Origin of the sequence: Janthinobacterium sp. P210006, from assembly GCF_036231885.1 — a bacterium.
Lineage (GTDB): Bacteria > Pseudomonadota > Gammaproteobacteria > Burkholderiales > Burkholderiaceae_D > Janthinobacterium > Janthinobacterium violaceinigrum.
Genome location: NZ_JAZARD010000002.1, coordinates 113,891 through 130,971 on the forward strand (window position 1 = coordinate 113,891; position 17,081 = coordinate 130,971).

Below are 17,081 nucleotides of genomic sequence, written 5' to 3' on the forward strand. Positions count from 1 at the left end.
CGCGCCGCACGGTTTCTTTACGCCTTGTACAGCGACACGCTGTCGTTCTGCGCCTGCATGGCGTGCACCTCGATGGGGTCGTGCGTGGAGCGCAAACGGGGCAGGCCGTGCGGATAGCGGGCCGTGATAAAGGCCAGCATCTGTTCGCGCACGATGCAGCGCAGTTCGAAAGCCAGGCCCGAATCTGCCGCACTGACGAGGAAGCGCACGCGCACGGCCCGCTCGTTCGAATCCGTCGCCTGCACGGTGCAGACGCGGCCATCCCATTGCGCGGCCGATTCGCAGATGCGCGTGAGCTCTGCGCGCAGCGGGTCGAGCGGGATGCTGAAATCGAGCCACAGGAACACCGTGCCCAGCAGGGTGGACGAGCTGTGCGTCCAGTTCTCGAACGGATTTTCAATGAACCACTGCAGCGGCACGATCAGGCGGCGCTCGTCCCACACGCGCACGACGACATACGTGCCCTTGATTTCCTCGACCTTGCCCCATTCGCCATTGACGATCAGCACGTCGTCGATGCGGATGGGTTGCGAAAACGCAATTTGCAGCCCAGCAATGAAATTGCCCAGCACGGGGCGGGCGGCGATACCGGCTACCAGGCCCGCCACACCGGCCGAAGCGAGCAGGCTGGCGCCGATCTGGCGCGCGCCGGGCAGGGTCAGCAGCACGAAGGCCAGGCCCAGGATCACGACGATGGCGTGCGCGCTGCGCGTGAGCACGCGGGCCTGCGTGATCAGGCGGCGCGCGCGCAGGTTGTCGGCCACGTCGACGGGGTTGACTTCGGAAATCGTGATGGACAGGGCCTGGATGCATTGCATGGCCAGCCAGGTCAGCGCGATGATCAGCGCCACGCTGGTGACATGCGACATGGCAACGAGGCCCGGCGTATCGTCGGGCGCGCCGGCCAGCACCATGCGCAGACCGAAGACGATCACGCACAGCTGGCTGGCGCGGAAGGCCACGCGCGTGGCGTTGGTGGTGAACGGGCGGCCATTGGCCAGCCTCTTCAGCAAGCTGATGCCGGCCCGGTGCACGCCGATGGCGACCACGGTGACGAGCAGGGCGGAAACGAGCACGGTCAGCGCCGAGCGCAGCGGGCCTCCCATAAGCGAGTGGAACGTGCTGAGATCCATAGGCGAAAACTCCTTGTTTTTAAATGGAATGGATGTCGGAAGCGGCTATTTTACGGGCAGATGGCGTAACGGGGGCGTGCGTTGCCGTACGGATAAGACCTGCATCAAGGTGGATACTGGAAGAAATTGCTGCGCTGCGCCATGCCCCGTTGACGTTTCAATACGGAAAGCAAGCGGGCGTCGCCGCATTGGAAACATAGTCATACTTGCCATGCTTTTTGTTTTTGCAAAGGAAACCGATGATAGTACGATCACTGCGAATGTCCTTGCGCTTCATCCTGCCACTGGCCCTCGTGCTGGGATTGTTTGCCTATATTGTGGTACCCCTGCTCGATAACATTACCCTGCGCTGGTATGTGCGCGATCTCGACAGCCGGGCCGAATTGCTCGCTGGAACCCTCCGGCCCTCGCTCACCGAATACCTGCCCGCGCAAGACGCCACCCGCATCGCTGAACTGTTCCAGGGCGCCACGCGCGACGAACGCCTGATCGCCATCGGCTTTTGCGACAACGCGGGCCACTTGCTGTACCAGTCCGCGCAATACCCAAGCTCCATCGGCTGCTGGAGCACGCCTCCCACGGGCGGCCTGTACAAATCCCTCGCGCAATTGCCGCAAGGCCAAGTCCACCTCAGCGAAACGCCCGTCATGCAGGACGCTACCCAGCTGGGCCGCCTGGTGCTGGTGCAGGACATGAGTTTTGTCGAGCGCCGCAACACGGATACCAAGCGTTTCATCTTTGCCTTCCTGGCCGTGCTGGCCGTGCTGATTTCCCTGATGACCGTGTTTGTCGCCCACCTGAGCTGGCGCGGCTGGCTGTCGGCCGTGAAAGATATCTTGCGGGGCGAGTTGCTGCCCAAGAGCAATGGCGCCGTGGCCGCCGCCACGGCGCCCGCCGCCGCGCCCGCGCCGCCGCCGGAAATGCAGCCGCTGATCGGCGACTTGCGCGAATTGCTGCAGGAATACCACCTGGAACGCCAGGGCGACAACGGCTGGTCATCCGACTGGACGCCGGACAAGCTGCGCGCCCTGCTGGAAGCGGATTTGCAGGGCGACCAGGTGCTGGTCGTATCGAACCGCGAGCCGTACATCCACACAAAAACGGATGCCGGCATTGCCGTACAACGCCCCGCCAGCGGCCTGGTGACGGCCGTGGAAGCCGTGATGCGCGCCTGTTCCGGCACGTGGATCGCGCATGGCGCCGGTTCCGCCGACCGCGAGACGGTGGACAAGTTCGACCACGTGCCCGTGCCGCCCGACAATCCCAGCTACACCTTGCGCCGCGTGTGGCTGACGGAAGAAGAAGAGCAGGGCTACTATTATGGCTTCGCCAATGAAGGCATGTGGCCGCTGTGCCATATCGCCCACGTGCGCCCCGTGTTCCGCTCGTCCGACTGGGACCAGTATGTGAAGGTCAACCGCCGCTTTGCCGACGCCGTGATTGCCGAAGCGAAGACGGACAATCCCGTCGTGCTGGTGCAGGATTATCACTTTGCCTTGCTGCCCCGCATGGTGCGCGAAGCCTTGCCGAAAGCGACGATCATCACTTTCTGGCACATCCCGTGGCCAAACTCGGAATCGTTCGGCATTTGCCCATGGCGCGAGGAAATCCTCGACGGCTTGTTGGGCAGCACCATCCTGGGCTTCCACACGCCATTCCACCGCAAGAATTTCCTCGAAACGGTGGACCGCTACCTGGAAACGCGCATCGAGCCGGAAGCGTCCGTCATTTCCTACGGCGGCGAGATGACGCAGGTCGAGGATTACCCGATTTCCATCGCCTGGCCCGAGGACGACCCGGCGCAGCCCGACGTGGCCACGTGCCGCGCGCAGATCCGCAGCGAGCTGGGCGTGGCGCAAGACCACTTGCTGGGCATCGGCGTCGACCGCCTCGATTACACGAAAGGCATCGTCGAGCGCTTCCAGGCCGTCGAGCGCATGCTGGAGCAGCAGCCCGGCATGGTGGGCAATTTCACTTTCGTGCAGATCGCCGCCCCTAGCCGCGCTTCGCTCGATGAATATCAAAGTTTTGACGCCAGGGTGCGCAAGATGGTCGAACGCATCAACCGCCGTTTCGGCAGCGGCGACTATGTGCCCATCCTGCTGAAGGCGGAGCACCACGGACAGGACGACTTGCAGCGCTATTTCCGCGCGTCGGAAGTGTGCATGGTGACAAGCTTGCATGACGGCATGAACCTGGTGGCCAAGGAATTCATCGCCGCGCGCGACGACGAGATGGGCGTGCTGGTGCTGTCGCAATTCACGGGCGCGGCGCGCGAATTGCACGAAGCGCTGATCATCAACCCGTATCACATCGAGCAGGGCGCGGACGCCCTGTACCGCGCCCTCGTGATGCCGCCCGTGGAACAGCGCGAGCGCATGAAGAGCATGCGGGCTAGAGTCAAGCATTTCAATGTGTACCGCTGGGCCGGGCGCATGCTGCTGGACGCGGCCCGCCTGCGCCAGCGCGACAAGGTCATGACCAAGATCGACGCCCACAGCCGCATCAAGCGGCGCAAGGGGATGTGATGGAGGCTTTCATGGACGATGGCGCGGCGCTGTTGCAGCTGCTGAGTGCGCCCGGGACGGCCGTCTTCCTCGATTTCGACGGCACCCTGGTCGACCTGGCATCCACGCCCGACGGCGTGCGCCTGGAACCGGGCGTGGTGGAAGCGCTGGCGCTGCTGGCCGAGCGCCATGGCGGGGCGCTGGCCCTCATTTCCGGGCGTCCCGTGGCGCAGATCGACGCCATGCTGGCGCCCCTGGTCGTGCCGGTGGCGGGCGTGCATGGCGTGGAGCGGCGCGGCGCGGACGGCAGGTTCACCGTGGCGGCCACGCCCGACGTGTCGCCCGTGCTGGCGCGCGCCCAGGCGCTGGCCGCGCTTTACCCCGGCTTGCTGGTGGAGCAGAAGCGGGGCGCCGTGGCCCTGCATTACCGGCTGGCGCCGCAACTGGAACAATTGTGTTTGCAGGAAATGACGGCGGCCGTGCAAGCGTGCCCGGGGATTTTGCTATTGCATGGCAAAATGGTCCTCGAAGCCAAGCCGGCCGCCACCGACAAGGGCGGCGCCATCGCCGCCTTCATGCAGGAAACCCCGTTCGCCGGCCGCCGGCCCGTGTTCGCGGGCGACGACACCACCGATGAGGCAGGCTTTGCCTATGTCCAACAAGCAGGCGGGCAGGGCGTGAAAGTGGGCAGCGGCCCCAGCGCCGCCACCCTGCGCCTGGCCAGTCCCGGCGCCTTGCGCGCCGCGCTGCTGGCCGCCTCCGTATCCCCTGAAGGAGCAGATGATGACAACTGATGACACCCCCGGCGGCGCGCCCGCGCAAGCATCCCTCAACTGCGGCGTGGTGGGCAATTGCGCCTTCAGCGCCCTGATCGACCAGGCAGGGCAGGTGGTCTGGTCCTGCCTGCCCCGCTTCGATGGCGACCCCGTCTTCAACACCTTATTGGACGATACGCAGAACGGCAGCGTGTGGGCCATCGACATTGAAAACTTTGCCCGCAGCGAGCAAGTCTACGAGCCGAACACGGCCGTGCTGCGCACGCGGCTGTACGACACGCAGGGGCGCGGCGTGGAAATCACGGATTTCGCGCCCCGCTTCCTCAGCCGCGACCGCATGTTCCGCCCGCTGATGCTGATCCGCCGGGTCCGCCCGCTGGACCACGCCGTGCGCATCCGCGTGCGCCTGCGCCCCCGCTACGACTGGGGCAAGCTGGCGCCGCAGATCACGCAGGGCAGCCACCACATCCGCTATGTGGGGCCGGAACAGACCTTGCGCCTGAACACCGATGTATCGCTCAACTATGTGCTGAGCGAAACGTATTTCGTGCTGGGCGGAACGGCCAACTTCCTGCTGGGCCCCGATGAAACCCTGGCCGGCGGCATCGACGAGACGGCGCGCATCTTCGAGAAGGAAACCATCAACTACTGGCGCACCTACACGCGCCGACTGGCCGTGCCGCTGGAATGGCAGGACGTGGTCATCCGCGCGGCCATCACCCTGAAACTGTCTTTATATGAGGACACGGGCGCCATCATCGCCGCCATGACCACCAGCATTCCCGAAGCGCCCGGCAGCAGCCGCAACTGGGACTACCGCTATTGCTGGCTGCGCGACGCCTTCTTTGTCGTGCGCGCACTGAACAGCCTGTCGGAAGTGGGCACGATGGAGGAATACCTGCGCTGGCTGACGAATATCGTCGCCCGCTCGAAAGGCGGCCACATCCAGCCCCTGTACGGCATCGGCCTGGAAGAGCAGTTGCCCGAATCGATGCTCGACCACTTGCCCGGCTACCGGGGCAACGGTCCCGTGCGCGTAGGCAACCAGGCGCAGGAACACTTCCAGCACGATGTCTACGGCAATATTGTATTGGGCGCGGCGCAGGCCTTTCTCGATCACCGCCTGTTCCACCGGGCGGGAAAAGCGGAGTTTGCCGCGCTGGAAGCCGTGGGCGACCAGGCCTTCCGCCTGCATGCGGAGCCGGACGCGGGCATGTGGGAACTGCGCACGCGGGCCAGGGTCCACACTTCATCCATGCTGATGAGCTGGGCGGCCTGCGACCGCCTGGCCAAGGTCGCGCATAAACTGGGCCTGGACGACCGCGCCGACCACTGGAACAGCCGCGCCGTACTGATCCGCGAACGCCTGCTGCGCGAAGCGTGGAGCGAAGAGCGCCAGGCCTTCGCGGAAAGCCTGGGCGGACGCGACCTCGATGCCTCCGTCTTGCTGATGGCGGAAGTCAACTTCATCGACCCCATGGACCCCCGTTTCATCGCCACCGTCGACGCGCTGGAAGCGTCGCTGTGCGACGGCCCCTACATGCGCCGCTACGAAGCGCCCGACGATTTCGGCAAACCCGAGACCGCCTTCAACATCTGCACCTTCTGGCGCATCGACGCCCTGGCCCGCATCGGCAGGAAGGACGAAGCGCGCAAAATCTTCGAAACGATGCTAATGGCGCGCAACCACCTGGGCTTGCTGTCGGAAGATACGCACCCCGTGACGGGCGAGATGTGGGGCAATTTCCCGCAGACGTATTCGATGGTGGGCTTGATCAACTGCGCGGTGCGGTTGTCGGCGCCGTGGGATAGTGCGATTTAAGCTCCCCCCAAGGCAAGTGCCGGGGTCGGACCCTCAGGGTCCGACCCCAGCCTTTTCGATGTTCGGGGTAATCACGCGCCAGCAGGCTCGCGCCGCCCATACAACCTGCACTCCGCCGCCAGCGCCAGCAGATTCGGGTCGCGCTCGCGGCTGCTCAGCATCAGCAGGGTGATTTGCTGGTGCGAGCCGTAGCGGGTGTCCAGGGGGAGCAGTTCGATGCGCGAACTGAAGGCGCGCACTCTGCCGGGCAGCAGGCTGTAGCCGATGCCGCCGCTCACGAGGTTGATCAGCGAGAAGATATCGCCCACCCGCATGGCCGTGTCGGGTACGAAACCGGCCAGCTCGAATGCGTGGTTGAAGCTTTGCGAGGTGACGAAACCCTCGTTGAGCGTGACGAATTTGTCGTCGTGCAGCTGCTGCAAGTCCACCGAGGCGGCCCCCGCATAGGGCGAGGCCAGCGGCGCGGCCAGGAAGATGTCGTCCTGGAACAGGGGCACGGCCACCAGGCCCGCATGCTGCTCGTCTTCCTGCACGCCGACGATGATGGCGTCCAGCCTGCCATCGGCCAGGCTTTGCAGCAGGTCGCGGTTCGACCCCAGGGTCAGGTCGATGTCCAGGCCCGGCCGGCGCAGCTTAAGGGCGATCACCAGCTGCGGGATGCAGTGCAGGGTCAGGGAATACAGCGAACCGATCTTCAGGCGCACGGGGTTGATGCCCGACATTTCGCGCACCTTGCGCACGCCTTCCTCGCACTCGGCCAGCGCGCGCCGCGCCGATTCGGCAAAGGTGTAGGCCGCATGCAGGGGAATCAGGCTGCGCCCCTCGCGTTTGAACAGGGGGCAGCGCAAGCCGTCTTCGAGCGAATGCAGGGCGCGGTGCACGCTGACCGTGCTCTGGCCCAGCGCATCGGCCACCCGCGCCAGGTTGTTCAATTCCATAAAGCTGAGAAACACTTCCAGCTTTTTCAAGGTGATTTCTTCGTTGATGGCCATGGCTAGCCTCTTTTATGGCAGTTCATTAACTTCAGGGTAATGAACATGGTAGCAGGTTGATTGTCGCGGTGACGCTTTCGTTCTATCGTCAGGCTTCGATAGCTCATTCCGGAGGCATGATGTCAACCGCCACAGCAGCGCCAGCGCAGCGGCAAAAACAATGGGACACGCGGCGCACGGAGAAGCGCCGCCGCCTCGACGCCGTGCGCCAGTACGCGAGCGGCCCCGTGCTGCAACAGGGCGACATGGTCGCCGTGCTCGAAGCGCTGCTTGCGCCGGGCGACCGCGTCGTACTCGAAGGCAACAACCAGAAGCAGGCCGATTTCCTCGCCCGCATGTTGACCAAGGTCAATCCCGACAAGATCCACCATCTGCATCTGATCATGCCCAGCGTCAGCCTGCCCGAACATCTGGACCTGTTCGAACGGGGCATCGCCCGCAAGCTCGATTTTTCCTTTGCCGGCACGCAAAGCCTGCGCATCGCCCAGTTCCTGCAGGATGGTTTGCTGGAAGTAGGTGCCATCCACACGTATATCGAGCTGTATGCGCGGCTGTTCGTCGACCTCACGCCCAATGTCGTCATGGTGGCCGGCTACATGGCCGACCGCCAGGGCAATCTGTACACGGGCCCCAGCACGGAAGACACGCCCACCCTGGTGGAATCGGCCGCCTTCCGCGACGGCATCGTCATCGCCCAGGTCAATCAGATCGTCGACGACGTCAGCGACTTGCCGCGCGTCGACGTGCCCGGCTCGTGGATCGATTTCGTCGTGCAGTCCGACAAGCCGTTCTTCATCGAGCCCTTGTTCACCCGCGATCCGCGCGTCATCAAGCCCGTGCACGTGCTGATGGCCATGATGGCGATCCGCGGCGTGTATGAAAAACACCAGGTGCAGTCGCTGAACCACGGCATCGGCTTTAATACGGCCGCCATCGAGCTGATTTTGCCCACCTACGGCGAGCAGCTGGGCCTGAAGGGCAAGATTTGCCGCAACTGGGTGCTCAACCCCCATCCGACCCTGATCCCGGCCATCGAGACGGGCTGGGTCGAGAGCGTGCACTGCTTCGGCGCGGAGCTGGGCATGGAAGGCTATGCGGCCGCCCGGCCCGACGTGTTCTTTACGGGCCGCGACGGTTCCATGCGCTCGAACCGCGCCCTGTGCCAGCTGGCGGGCCAGTACGCGGTCGACCTGTTCATCGGCGCCACCCTGCAGATGGATGGCCTGGGCAACTCGTCGACCGTCACCAACGGCCGGCTGGCCGGTTTCGGCGGGGCGCCCAACATGGGCCACGATCCGCACGGCCGGCGCCACCCGACACCGGCCTGGCTGGACCTGATCGAGACGGACGACCCGCTCGCGCGCGGCAAGAAGCTGGTGGTGCAGATGGTCGAAACGTTCCAGGACGGCGGCCAGCCCACCATCGTCGAATCGCTCGACGCCGTGGCCGTGGGCCAGGCCAGCCGCATGCCGCTGGCGCCCGTGATGATCTATGGCGACGACGTCACGCACGTGCTGACGGAAGAGGGCATCGCCTACCTGTACAAGGCCCGTTCGCTCGACGAGCGCAAGGCCATGCTGGCGGCTGTCGCCGGCGTCACGCCGATCGGCCTGCGCCACGACCCGAAGACGACGGCGAAACTGCGCGCCGATGGCTTGATCGCGCTGCCCGAGGATATCGGCGTGCAGCGCGGCGCGGCGAACCGCTCGCTGCTGGCGGCGAAAAGCATCGCCGACCTGGTCGAATGGTCCGACGGCCTGTATCAACCCCCCGCCAAATTCAGGAGCTGGTAATGATGACCACAATGATGACGACAGTGCCGGTGCAGGTACGCCCTGCGGCGTTGGCGCGGCAGGTGCTGCAGGCGCTGCTCGATGAAGTGACCCTGACGCCGAAACCGGGCCTCGTCGATTTGCGCAGCCGGGGCGCCCACGCGGACTTGAACTGGGCCCTGATGTGCCACTCGGCTTGCGTGCTGCAGCCCGTGTTTGCCGCCATGGCGCAAGCGGGCTGGGACAGCGATGATGACGACGGCCTGCGCCAGCGCATCGGCGCCATCGGCCGCGAAGGCGAGGCGCTGATGCTGGCAGCCACGGACGGCGTGAACACGCACCGGGGCGCCATCTGGGCCCTGGGCCTGCTGGCGACGGCGGCGGCGCAGCAGGGCGCGCGCGGCGCGTCTCTGGCACCGCAAGCCGTGGCGGCGCGGGCCGGCGCGCTGGCCCGTCTGCATGACCGCGGCGCGCCTGGCGCCACGGGCAACAAGGGCGAGCTGGCGTGCCGCCAGTACCAGGTCGATGGCGCGCGGGGCCAGGCCCGCGCCGGTTTCCCCCTGGTGACGGGCGCGGGCCTGCCCGCTTTGCACGCCTCGCGGGCACGCGGCGACAGCGAGACGACGGCGCGCCTGAACGCCCTGCTGGCCATCATCAGCCAGCTGGACGACACCTGCGTGCTGTCGCGCGGCGGCGAGACGGCCTTGCTGGCGCTGCAGGCGGGCGCGGCGCGGGTGCTGGCTGCCGGCGGCGCGGCCACGGCTGCCGGCACGCAGGCGCTGCTGGCGCTGGAAGCGGCGGCGCTGGAGCGCGGCGTGTCGCCGGGCGGCGCGGCCGATCTGCTGGCGGCCACCCTGTTCCTCGATCGATTGACTGAAGGAGATGCGCATGGAAACGCGTGACTACACATTCGCGGCCGGGCCGGCGGCATCGGGGCGAGCGCTGGCCGGCGTCGTCGGTTCGGGCGACCTGGAAGTGCTGCTGCAGCCGGGCGACGATGGCGTGACCCGCATCGTCGTGAACACGTCCGTCGATGGCAAGGGCGCCGTGTGGGATGCGCTGCTGCTGCGCGTCTTCGGCGGCGAGCCGCTGCCGGCGGTGACCATCGTCATCAACGATTGCGGCGCCACGCCTGGCGTGGTGCGCATGCGCATCGAGCAGGCTTACGAAGAATTGCAAGCGGGGAGGGCGGCATGAGCACATTGACGCAATTACTGGAGCGCGACAGCTTCATTGAACGCAGCGCGCGCAGCCGGGCGCGGGCCTTGCTGGACGCGGGCAGCATGCGCGAGCTGCTCGATCCGTTCTGCGGCATCGCTTCGCCGTGGCTGCCGCGGCAGGGCGTCACGGCGCAGGCGGACGACGGCGTGGTGGTGGCCAAGGGCCTGTTCGACGGCCAGCCAGCCGTGGTGCTGGCCATCGAAGGCGCCTACCAGGGCGGCAGCATGGGCGAAGTGGGCGGCGCGAAGATCGCCGGCGCGCTGGAACTGGCGGCGCGTGACAACCGCAACGGCGTGCCGACGCGGGCCGTGATCCTGTTCGAGACGGGCGGCGTGCGTCTGCAGGAAGCCAACCTGGGCCTGGCGGCGATTGCCGACATCCACGCGGCCATCGTCGACCTGCGCCGCTACCAGCCCGTGATCGGCATCACGGCCGGCACCGTGGGCTGCTATGGCGGCATGTCGATCGCGGCGGGTCTGTGCAGCTATCTGGTCGTCACGCGCGAGGCGCGCCTGGGGCTCAACGGCCCGGCTGTGATCGAGCAGGAAGCGGGCGTGGACGAATTCGATTCGCGCAACAAGCCCTTCATCTGGAGCCTGACGGGCGGCGAGCAGCGCTTCCACAGCGGCCTGGCAGACGCCTACGTGGACGACGACACGGTACAGATGCGCGCTACCGTGGCCGATTTGTTTGCACGCGGCGTGCCGCGGCAGCACCGCAGCGGCCAGGCCGACGCCTTCCTGGCCCGTCTGGCGGACGTCGACGCGGGCGTGCAAGCCACGCCGGAAGCCGTGCGCGCCATCTACAGCAAAGGAGCAGCAGCATGAACGCCATTACCGAAACGAGCCGCGGCGCCACCTGGCTGGCGGCACTGACCGATGGCACGGCGCCGCTGGACGGTTATCCGCCCTCGGTGCGCGTGGTGGACGCGCCGCTGGCGGGCGAAGCGGCGCGCTATCTCGCGGTGCTGCCCGATCCGGACAACCGTTTTACGCGCGCCCGCACGGGAGAAGTCGGCCTGGTCGAGGCGTGGCAACTGGCGCGCGCCGTGCAGCAGGTGGTTGCCGAGGACCGCGACCTGGCCGTGAAACGCCCCATCGTGGCCGTCATCGACGTGGCCAGCCAGGCCTATGGGCGGCGCGAGGAAGCATATGGCATCCACCAGGCGCTGGCCGGCGCGGCGGGCGCGTATGCCGAAGCGCGCCTGGCGGGCCACCCCGTGATCGGCCTGATCGTCGGCAAGGCCATGTCGGGCGCTTTCCTGGCCCACGGCTACCAGGCCAACCGTCTGATCGCGCTCGACGATCCGCAGGTGATGGTGCATGCGATGGGCAAGGCGTCGGCCGCGCGCATCACCTTGCGCACGGTGGAGGCGCTCGAAGCGCTGGCCGAAACGATCGCGCCCATGGCCTACGACATCCGCAACTACGCCACCCTGGGACTGCTGTGGCAAACCTTGCAGGTGGCGCACCCCGATGCGCCGTCAGGCGAGGATGTGGGGCAGGTGCGCGCCAGCCTGCAGGCGGCGCTGGGCGATATCCGCGCCGATCCGGAGCGGGGACTGGCCAGCCGCCTGGGCGCGCCGCACCGCCAGGCGTCGGCAAAGGTAAGGGAGGTGCTGGGGCAGCAGTGGTAAGCGGATGGTGCATCAAAAGAGAAGACATCAAGTCATTCCTATTCCTATAACGGAGACAATCATGATCATTTACGGAACCGCATTGCTGGCCCTGTGCCATTTGCTCGGCATCTTCCTGGGCGACCTGCTCGGGCAGCTGATGGGCGTCAAGACGAACGTGGGCGGCGTGGGCATCGCCATGCTGCTGCTGATCTGCGCCCGGCTCTACATGCAGCGCCGCGCGTGGCTGCCGCAGATGACGGAGCGGGGCGTCGAATACTGGGGCGCCATGTATATTCCCGTGGTGGTGGCCATGGCGGCGCAGCAGGACGTGGTGGCGGCGCTGCGCGGCGGGCCCGTGGCCGTGCTGGCCGCCATCGGTTCCGTGCTCGTGTGCGGTGCCGTCATTTCGCTGATTAACCGGTCGGAAAGCCCAGCTGCCATCGCTGCCGCCGAAGCTGACCGCGCGCAAGCCGATTCCCTGCTGATGAAGGAGCACCGCCATGCTTGAAATCTTTGAAAAAGCCGCCATCCACAACGGCCTGGTGACGGCCTTCGCCTTTGTCGGCCTGATCATGCTGGTATCCGTGGCGCTGTCGAAGTATCTGACCCTGGGCCGCGTGCACGGTTCGGCCATCGCCATCGTGATCGGCCTGGGCCTCGCTTACTGGGGCGGCGTGCATAGCGGCGGCCACAAGGGCCTGGCTGACTTGTCGCTGTTCGGCGGCATCGGCCTGATGGGCGGCGCCATGCTGCGCGACTTCGCCATCGTCGCCACCGCCTTCGAAGTGCAGGCGACGGAGGCGCGCAAGGCTGGCTTGATCGGCGTCGTGGCGCTGATGCTGGGCGTGGTGCTGCCCTTCCTCGTCGGCGCCGCCGTCGCCTACGCGTTTGGCTATTCGGACGCCGTCAGCATGACCACCATCGGCGCCGGCGCCGTCACGTACATCGTCGGCCCCGTCACGGGCGCGGCCATCGGCGCCAGCTCGGACGTCATGGCGCTCAGCATCGCGGCAGGCCTCATCAAGGCCATCCTGGTGATGGTGGGCACGCCCGCCGCAGCGCGTTTCCTGCGCCTGAAGACGCCGCGTTCGGCGATGGTCTTCGGCGGCCTGGCCGGCACCGTCAGCGGCGTGTCGGCCGGCCTGGCCGCCACCGACCGCAAGCTGGTGCCGTATGGCGCGCTGGTGGCCACGTTTCATACGGGGCTGGGCTGTCTGCTGGGGCCATCGCTGCTGTTCTTTGCCGTCAAGGCGGTGGTGGCCTGATGGAAGCCTGGCGCGCGCATGACCTGCTGTGGGTGTCCGGCCTGCCGGAGGGCCAGTGCTTGCCCTCCTGGGTCGATGCGGCCTGGCTGCAGGCGGCGCCGCTGGTGGTGCGGCGCGCCGGCGCGGCGCCCGGTCGCATCGCCGTGGGCATGCGGGGCCGGCTGCGCAGCGAGCGGCACGCGTGCGAGGTGGACGCTGCCGCCGTGCTGCGCCGCGTGACGCCGGAGGAGCTGGCGCGGCTGGCGCACGCGCCGCAGCCTGGTTTTTCCTGCGCCGCGCTCGATGCGCTGCGGCAGGTCGCGCCCCTGCTCGACGCCACGGGCTGGGCCTGGGGGCCGACGGGCGGCGTGGGCTTCGCCCTGGCCAGCGGCTTGCCCGTGCTGCGCGCCGACAGCGACCTCGATCTCGTGCTGCGCATTGCCGCGCCGCCGGATGCGGCCCAGGCCCACGCCCTGCGCGCCATCGCGGCGAGTATCACGTCGAGTATCACGGCGTGCCGGCTCGATCTGCAGATCGACACGGGCCATGGCGGCTTTGCGTATGCGGAATGGGCGGCGGGGCGGGGCAGGGTTCTGCTGAAGACGGACCAGGGCCCCGTGCTGACGGCCACGCCATGGGAGCTGGCATGAGCGTGTTGTTTACCTTTCCCGGCCAGGGCGCCCAGTACCCGGGCATGCTGCATGCGCTGCCGGACGATGCGGCCGTGGCGGCAACCCTGGGCGAAGCGGGGGCCGTGCTGGGCCAAGATTCCCTGGCGCTGGACACGGCCGAAGCGCTGGCGTCGACGCGGGCCGTGCAACTGTGCTTGCTGATCGCGGGCGTGGCGATGGCGCGTTCCCTGGGGGCGCGCGGCGCGGCACCGGACATGGTGGCCGGCTTTTCCATCGGCGAGTATGCGGCGGCCGTGGTGGCCGGCGCGCTCGATTATGCGGATGCCCTGCGCCTGGTGGCGCGGCGCGGGCAGCTGATGCAGCAGGCCTATCCCGCCGGCTACGGCATGGCGGCCATCATCGGGCTGGATCTGGCGCAGCTGGAACCGCTGCTGGCCCAGGTGCATGGTGCCGCGAACCCCGTGTATATCGCCAACCTGAATGCGCCGCGCCAGATTGCCATTGCGGGCAGCGAATCCGCCTTGCAAGCCGTGATGGCGCTGGCCCTGGCGCAGGGCGCCAGCAAGGCGCAGCGCCTGGCCATCAGCGTGCCGTCGCACTGTCCGCTGCTGGAAGGCGCGGCGATCGACATGGCCGCCGCCTTCGACGGCGTGTTTGTCCGCCGCCCAGCGCTCGTCTACCTGAGCAGCAGCGCGGCGCGCGCGCTGTTCGACCCGGCCCGCATCCGCGACAGCCTGGCCGCCAACATGGCGCAGCGCGTGCAGTGGACCAGCACGGTGCGCCTGGCGTGGGAGCGGGGTGCCCGGCTGGCGCTGGAAATGCCGCCGGGCAGCGTGTTGACGCGGCTGACGGCGCCCGATTTCACGGATGGCGTGGCCGTCTGCTGCGACGGCAACCGGGGCGACAGCGTGCTGGCGCTGGTGAGCCGGGAGCGGGGCGGGGTTTGACGGCGCGGACCTTGAGCGCGGTGGCGCCTTACAGTCTGGCGCTCAAGCCCAGCTGGAAGCCACGGCCGGGCAGGGGCGCGATGTATTTCAGTGGGGAATTGTGCGGCCGGGCATCGTCATCGAGCAGGTTGGTGCCGCTGAAAAACACCTCGATGCCTGCAAACGGCGAATTGGGCACCTGCAGTGCGCGGCTCACCTGGAAGTTCACCATGGTGTAGCCGTCGAGCGGTACTTCTTCGCTGACACTCTTGCCCAGGTACTTCTGCTTGTCATAGCGGGTGCCGGACAGCCTGGCCTTCCAGCCCTTGTTTTCCCACGACACATTGGCGCCATAGCGGTTGGTGGGCATGTTGGGCAGGTACTCGCCGTCGTTGTGCGCGCGCAGCTTGTCCGGGTTGTCGGCCTTGTTCTTGACCAGGTCGGCGAATGCGGAGAGGTTCAGCTTGCCATAGCTGCCAAGCTGCAATACCTGGGAGGCGTCCACTTCGAATCCCTTGACCGTTGTATCCGTCTGCTTCCAGTATTTCAGGGGCAGGCGATTGGCCATCTGGGCGCCCGAGTGGCCAAGGTAGAGATAGTTGTCGTATTTCATGACGTAGCCGGTGGCCGACAGCTTGAATCCGCGATTGGCGAACAAGGCAGTGAGTTCCGTATTCTTCGCGCGTTCGGCCTGGAGGTTCTGGTTGCCTTCTTCCTGGGTCATGATCGAATAGTGCGCATTGCTCGCATACAACTCGTTGACATCGGGCGCCCTTTCCGACGACGAGTAGCGCAGCTTGACGCCGAACAGCTGGCCCAGTGGGGCCGAGGCGCCCAGGCTGTAGCTGTTCAGGCTGAAGTCCCTGTCCCCGAGTGTGGAGTTGCCCGCATTTCTCGACGTCTTGAAGCCGCTCTTGCGGATCTCGTGCGCCACTTTTTCATGGCGAAAGCCCGCGTCGAAGGTGGCCCAGTCGAGATCGAGGCTTTCCTTGAGGAACAGCGCGCGGCTGACCGTGCTTGCATCGGGAAGGTAGCGCTGCGGCCCGCTGCCGCTGATGTCCCTGGCTTTATGGCTCAGGCCAAGCAAGCCGCTCAAGGGCCCAGCGCGCCGGTGCGCCAGCAGGAGCTCGGCTTGATTCGTGTCGAACTGGTAGTCGTTCGCCTTGGCCGCGCCAAGGCGCTCCCCCGATGCATTGTTCAGGCGTGACATGCGCAATTGCACGCTTTCAAGGTAGGCAACGGGGCTGGACAGCTGGGCTTCCAGCGCATATTTATCCTGCTTGATCACGACGCCGACGGGCAGCCCCTCGTCATAGTTAGCCCCGAACGACTTGTTTTCCATGGAAAAACCCGGCACGCCATACTCGCTTTCCTTGGAATCGAGACTGACCGCCACGTAGCCCTGGTCGAAAAAGTAGGTCGTGCCGGCGGCGATGTGGGCGTTGCTGGCATAGCTGTTGCCCAAGGTGCCGTGGTAATCGGGCGTCACGTCCCGGTTGATCTTTTTCTGGGTCATGGCTGGCGTCCCCGGCACGTAGGCGGGGTTGGCGGGATTGACGTAGGTTTTGCGCTGCCAGACGGAGGTGGGGTTATTGGTATAGAAGGAAAAATCGCCGTCCGCCCAGTCCGGATTTTCCGTCATGAACTGGTCGATAAACGGCTGCGAAGCCTTGTTGTAGATTTGCTGGATGCGCGCTTCCTTCTGGCAACTGTCGGCCAGGAAGGTGTTGACTCCGCCGTTTGCAGGGAACAGCTGGCTGTTGCACACGCCGGCCTTGCTGTTGCCGGGAATATCGTAATGCCCGATCTTCTGGAAGGACAGTTGCAGATTGGTCGAGAAGTGCTTGCCATCGTTGAAGTTGACGCGCAAGCCTTGCGCGTCGGCATCGTTGAAGCCTTTGCGCAGCACCAGTTCCACGTCCTTCTGCTTGCCTTCCATCTTCCTGGAAATGAGGCCGGAATCGACGTCGACGCTGCCGCCGATGGCATTGCCGCCGAAACGCACGCTATCGGACGATTTGTTCACCGTCACGCTGCGCGCGAAGAGGGGATCGAAGGGAATGTTGATGTCGCCGCTGAGCGCATTCATGCCGAGGATGGACTGGCCGTCTTCGAGGATTTGCACGCGGCTGCCGCTCAGGCTGCGTATCACCGGCGCGCCGGCATTCGGGCCGAAGGCGCTGCTTTGCACGCCCGAGACATGCTCGAGCATGCCGCCCAGGGTCCGGTTCTGGGCCTGTTCATTTTCGACCACGACGACGCTGTCGATGGCCGATGGCCGGTCGGCTCGGACCTTGATGGTTTGCAGGGTAACGTCGTCTGCCGCGTAGGCGAGCGGGGCAGTGGACAGCATGGCAGCTGCGAATACGTGATGGCGCATAGGCCTCCTAAAAAGCGGCGCAATGCTGGGCATGCGCCAGGGTGTGGTTCGGTAAGAT

At 66.3% G+C, this 17,081-nt stretch carries 15 protein-coding genes; 12 read left to right on the top strand and 3 right to left on the bottom strand.

Annotated elements, in window-relative coordinates; genetic code table 11:
• Nucleotides 1-17 precede the first annotated feature (17 nt).
• A complete protein-coding gene (locus tag VPH41_RS08960; RefSeq protein WP_328569701.1) occupies nt 18-1,133 on the bottom strand; it encodes a mechanosensitive ion channel family protein in 1,116 nt (371 codons plus the stop codon).
• 239 nt (nt 1,134-1,372) lie between these two features.
• On the opposite strand from VPH41_RS08960, the gene VPH41_RS08965 reads away from it, so the two are divergent.
• From VPH41_RS08965 to VPH41_RS08975, 3 genes are read left to right on the top strand one after another with little or no spacing between them, the layout of a single operon-like run.
• On the top strand, nt 1,373-3,661 hold the full coding sequence (locus VPH41_RS08965; RefSeq protein ID WP_328569702.1) for an alpha,alpha-trehalose-phosphate synthase (UDP-forming): 2,289 nt from the start codon (nt 1,373-1,375) through the stop codon (nt 3,659-3,661).
• 11 nt (nt 3,662-3,672) lie between these two features.
• On the top strand, nt 3,673-4,434 hold the full coding sequence (otsB, locus tag VPH41_RS08970) for a trehalose-phosphatase (RefSeq protein WP_193317588.1): 762 nt from the start codon (nt 3,673-3,675) through the stop codon (nt 4,432-4,434).
• Nucleotides 4,421-6,238, top strand: coding sequence for a glycoside hydrolase family 15 protein (locus tag VPH41_RS08975; protein ID WP_328569703.1), 1,818 nt, complete (start codon nt 4,421-4,423; stop codon nt 6,236-6,238). The genes otsB and VPH41_RS08975 overlap by 14 nt, the downstream gene beginning before the upstream one ends.
• Before the next feature lie 71 nt (nt 6,239-6,309).
• On the opposite strand, the gene VPH41_RS08980 is transcribed toward VPH41_RS08975, so the two are convergent.
• Nucleotides 6,310-7,230: a LysR family transcriptional regulator gene (locus VPH41_RS08980; RefSeq protein WP_328569704.1), complete on the bottom strand. Its 921-nt coding sequence runs from the start codon at nt 7,228-7,230 to the stop codon at nt 6,310-6,312.
• 119 nt (nt 7,231-7,349) lie between these two features.
• On the opposite strand from VPH41_RS08980, the gene mdcA reads away from it, so the two are divergent.
• From mdcA to mdcH, 9 genes are all read left to right on the top strand, one after another.
• Nucleotides 7,350-9,023: a malonate decarboxylase subunit alpha gene (gene mdcA / locus VPH41_RS08985; RefSeq protein ID WP_328569705.1), complete on the top strand. Its 1,674-nt coding sequence runs from the start codon at nt 7,350-7,352 to the stop codon at nt 9,021-9,023.
• Complete coding sequence (locus VPH41_RS08990; RefSeq protein WP_328569706.1) at nt 9,023-9,904, top strand: triphosphoribosyl-dephospho-CoA synthase; 882 nt, start codon at nt 9,023-9,025, stop codon at nt 9,902-9,904. The genes mdcA and VPH41_RS08990 overlap by 1 nt, the downstream gene beginning before the upstream one ends.
• On the top strand, nt 9,891-10,199 hold the full coding sequence (locus VPH41_RS08995) for a malonate decarboxylase subunit delta (RefSeq protein WP_328569707.1): 309 nt from the start codon (nt 9,891-9,893) through the stop codon (nt 10,197-10,199). Before VPH41_RS08990 ends, VPH41_RS08995 begins: the two co-directional genes overlap by 14 nt.
• Nucleotides 10,196-11,050: a biotin-independent malonate decarboxylase subunit beta gene (locus tag VPH41_RS09000; RefSeq protein WP_328569708.1), complete on the top strand. Its 855-nt coding sequence runs from the start codon at nt 10,196-10,198 to the stop codon at nt 11,048-11,050. Before VPH41_RS08995 ends, VPH41_RS09000 begins: the two co-directional genes overlap by 4 nt.
• A complete protein-coding gene (gene mdcE, locus VPH41_RS09005) occupies nt 11,047-11,859 on the top strand; it encodes a biotin-independent malonate decarboxylase subunit gamma (RefSeq protein WP_328569709.1) in 813 nt (270 codons plus the stop codon). Before VPH41_RS09000 ends, mdcE begins: the two co-directional genes overlap by 4 nt.
• 61 nt (nt 11,860-11,920) lie before the next feature.
• On the top strand, nt 11,921-12,349 hold the full coding sequence (gene madL, locus VPH41_RS09010; protein ID WP_152259697.1) for a malonate transporter subunit MadL: 429 nt from the start codon (nt 11,921-11,923) through the stop codon (nt 12,347-12,349).
• Nucleotides 12,342-13,106, top strand: coding sequence for a malonate transporter subunit MadM (gene madM, locus VPH41_RS09015; protein WP_152259698.1), 765 nt, complete (start codon nt 12,342-12,344; stop codon nt 13,104-13,106). Before madL ends, madM begins: the two co-directional genes overlap by 8 nt.
• Nucleotides 13,106-13,735, top strand: coding sequence for a malonate decarboxylase holo-ACP synthase (locus VPH41_RS09020; RefSeq protein ID WP_328569710.1), 630 nt, complete (start codon nt 13,106-13,108; stop codon nt 13,733-13,735). The genes madM and VPH41_RS09020 overlap by 1 nt, the downstream gene beginning before the upstream one ends.
• Nucleotides 13,732-14,664 carry a malonate decarboxylase subunit epsilon gene (mdcH, locus tag VPH41_RS09025; protein WP_328569711.1) on the top strand — a complete coding sequence of 311 codons (933 nt, stop codon included), beginning with the start codon at nt 13,732-13,734 and terminating at the stop codon, nt 14,662-14,664. The genes VPH41_RS09020 and mdcH overlap by 4 nt, the downstream gene beginning before the upstream one ends.
• 28 nt (nt 14,665-14,692) lie before the next feature.
• On the opposite strand, the gene VPH41_RS09030 is transcribed toward mdcH, so the two are convergent.
• Entirely contained in the window at nt 14,693-16,996 is a 2,304-nt protein-coding gene (locus VPH41_RS09030) for a TonB-dependent receptor (RefSeq protein WP_328569712.1), read from the bottom strand.
• Nucleotides 16,997-17,081 lie beyond the last annotated feature (85 nt).

Excerpts from the sequence above, each read along its gene's own strand:
- VPH41_RS08995 (WP_328569707.1), top strand. The coding sequence starts at position 9,891 with ATGGAAACGCGTGACTACACATTCGCGGCCGGGCCGGCGGCATCGGGG.
- VPH41_RS08965 (WP_328569702.1), top strand. The coding sequence starts at position 1,373 with ATGATAGTACGATCACTGCGAATGTCCTTGCGCTTCATCCTGCCACTG.
- madM (WP_152259698.1), top strand. The coding sequence starts at position 12,342 with ATGCTTGAAATCTTTGAAAAAGCCGCCATCCACAACGGCCTGGTGACG.
- mdcA (WP_328569705.1), top strand. The coding sequence starts at position 7,350 with ATGTCAACCGCCACAGCAGCGCCAGCGCAGCGGCAAAAACAATGGGAC.
- VPH41_RS08990 (WP_328569706.1), top strand. The coding sequence starts at position 9,023 with ATGATGACCACAATGATGACGACAGTGCCGGTGCAGGTACGCCCTGCG.
- otsB (WP_193317588.1), top strand. The coding sequence starts at position 3,673 with ATGGACGATGGCGCGGCGCTGTTGCAGCTGCTGAGTGCGCCCGGGACG.
- mdcH (WP_328569711.1), top strand. The coding sequence starts at position 13,732 with ATGAGCGTGTTGTTTACCTTTCCCGGCCAGGGCGCCCAGTACCCGGGC.
- madL (WP_152259697.1), top strand. The coding sequence starts at position 11,921 with ATGATCATTTACGGAACCGCATTGCTGGCCCTGTGCCATTTGCTCGGC.
- VPH41_RS09030 (WP_328569712.1), bottom strand. The coding sequence starts at position 16,996 with ATGCTGTCCACTGCCCCGCTCGCCTACGCGGCAGACGACGTTACCCTG.
- VPH41_RS08980 (WP_328569704.1), bottom strand. The coding sequence starts at position 7,230 with ATGGCCATCAACGAAGAAATCACCTTGAAAAAGCTGGAAGTGTTTCTC.
- VPH41_RS08975 (WP_328569703.1), top strand. The coding sequence starts at position 4,421 with ATGATGACAACTGATGACACCCCCGGCGGCGCGCCCGCGCAAGCATCC.
- mdcE (WP_328569709.1), top strand. The coding sequence starts at position 11,047 with ATGAACGCCATTACCGAAACGAGCCGCGGCGCCACCTGGCTGGCGGCA.
- VPH41_RS08960 (WP_328569701.1), bottom strand. The coding sequence starts at position 1,133 with ATGGATCTCAGCACGTTCCACTCGCTTATGGGAGGCCCGCTGCGCTCG.
- VPH41_RS09020 (WP_328569710.1), top strand. The coding sequence starts at position 13,106 with ATGGAAGCCTGGCGCGCGCATGACCTGCTGTGGGTGTCCGGCCTGCCG.
- VPH41_RS09000 (WP_328569708.1), top strand. The coding sequence starts at position 10,196 with ATGAGCACATTGACGCAATTACTGGAGCGCGACAGCTTCATTGAACGC.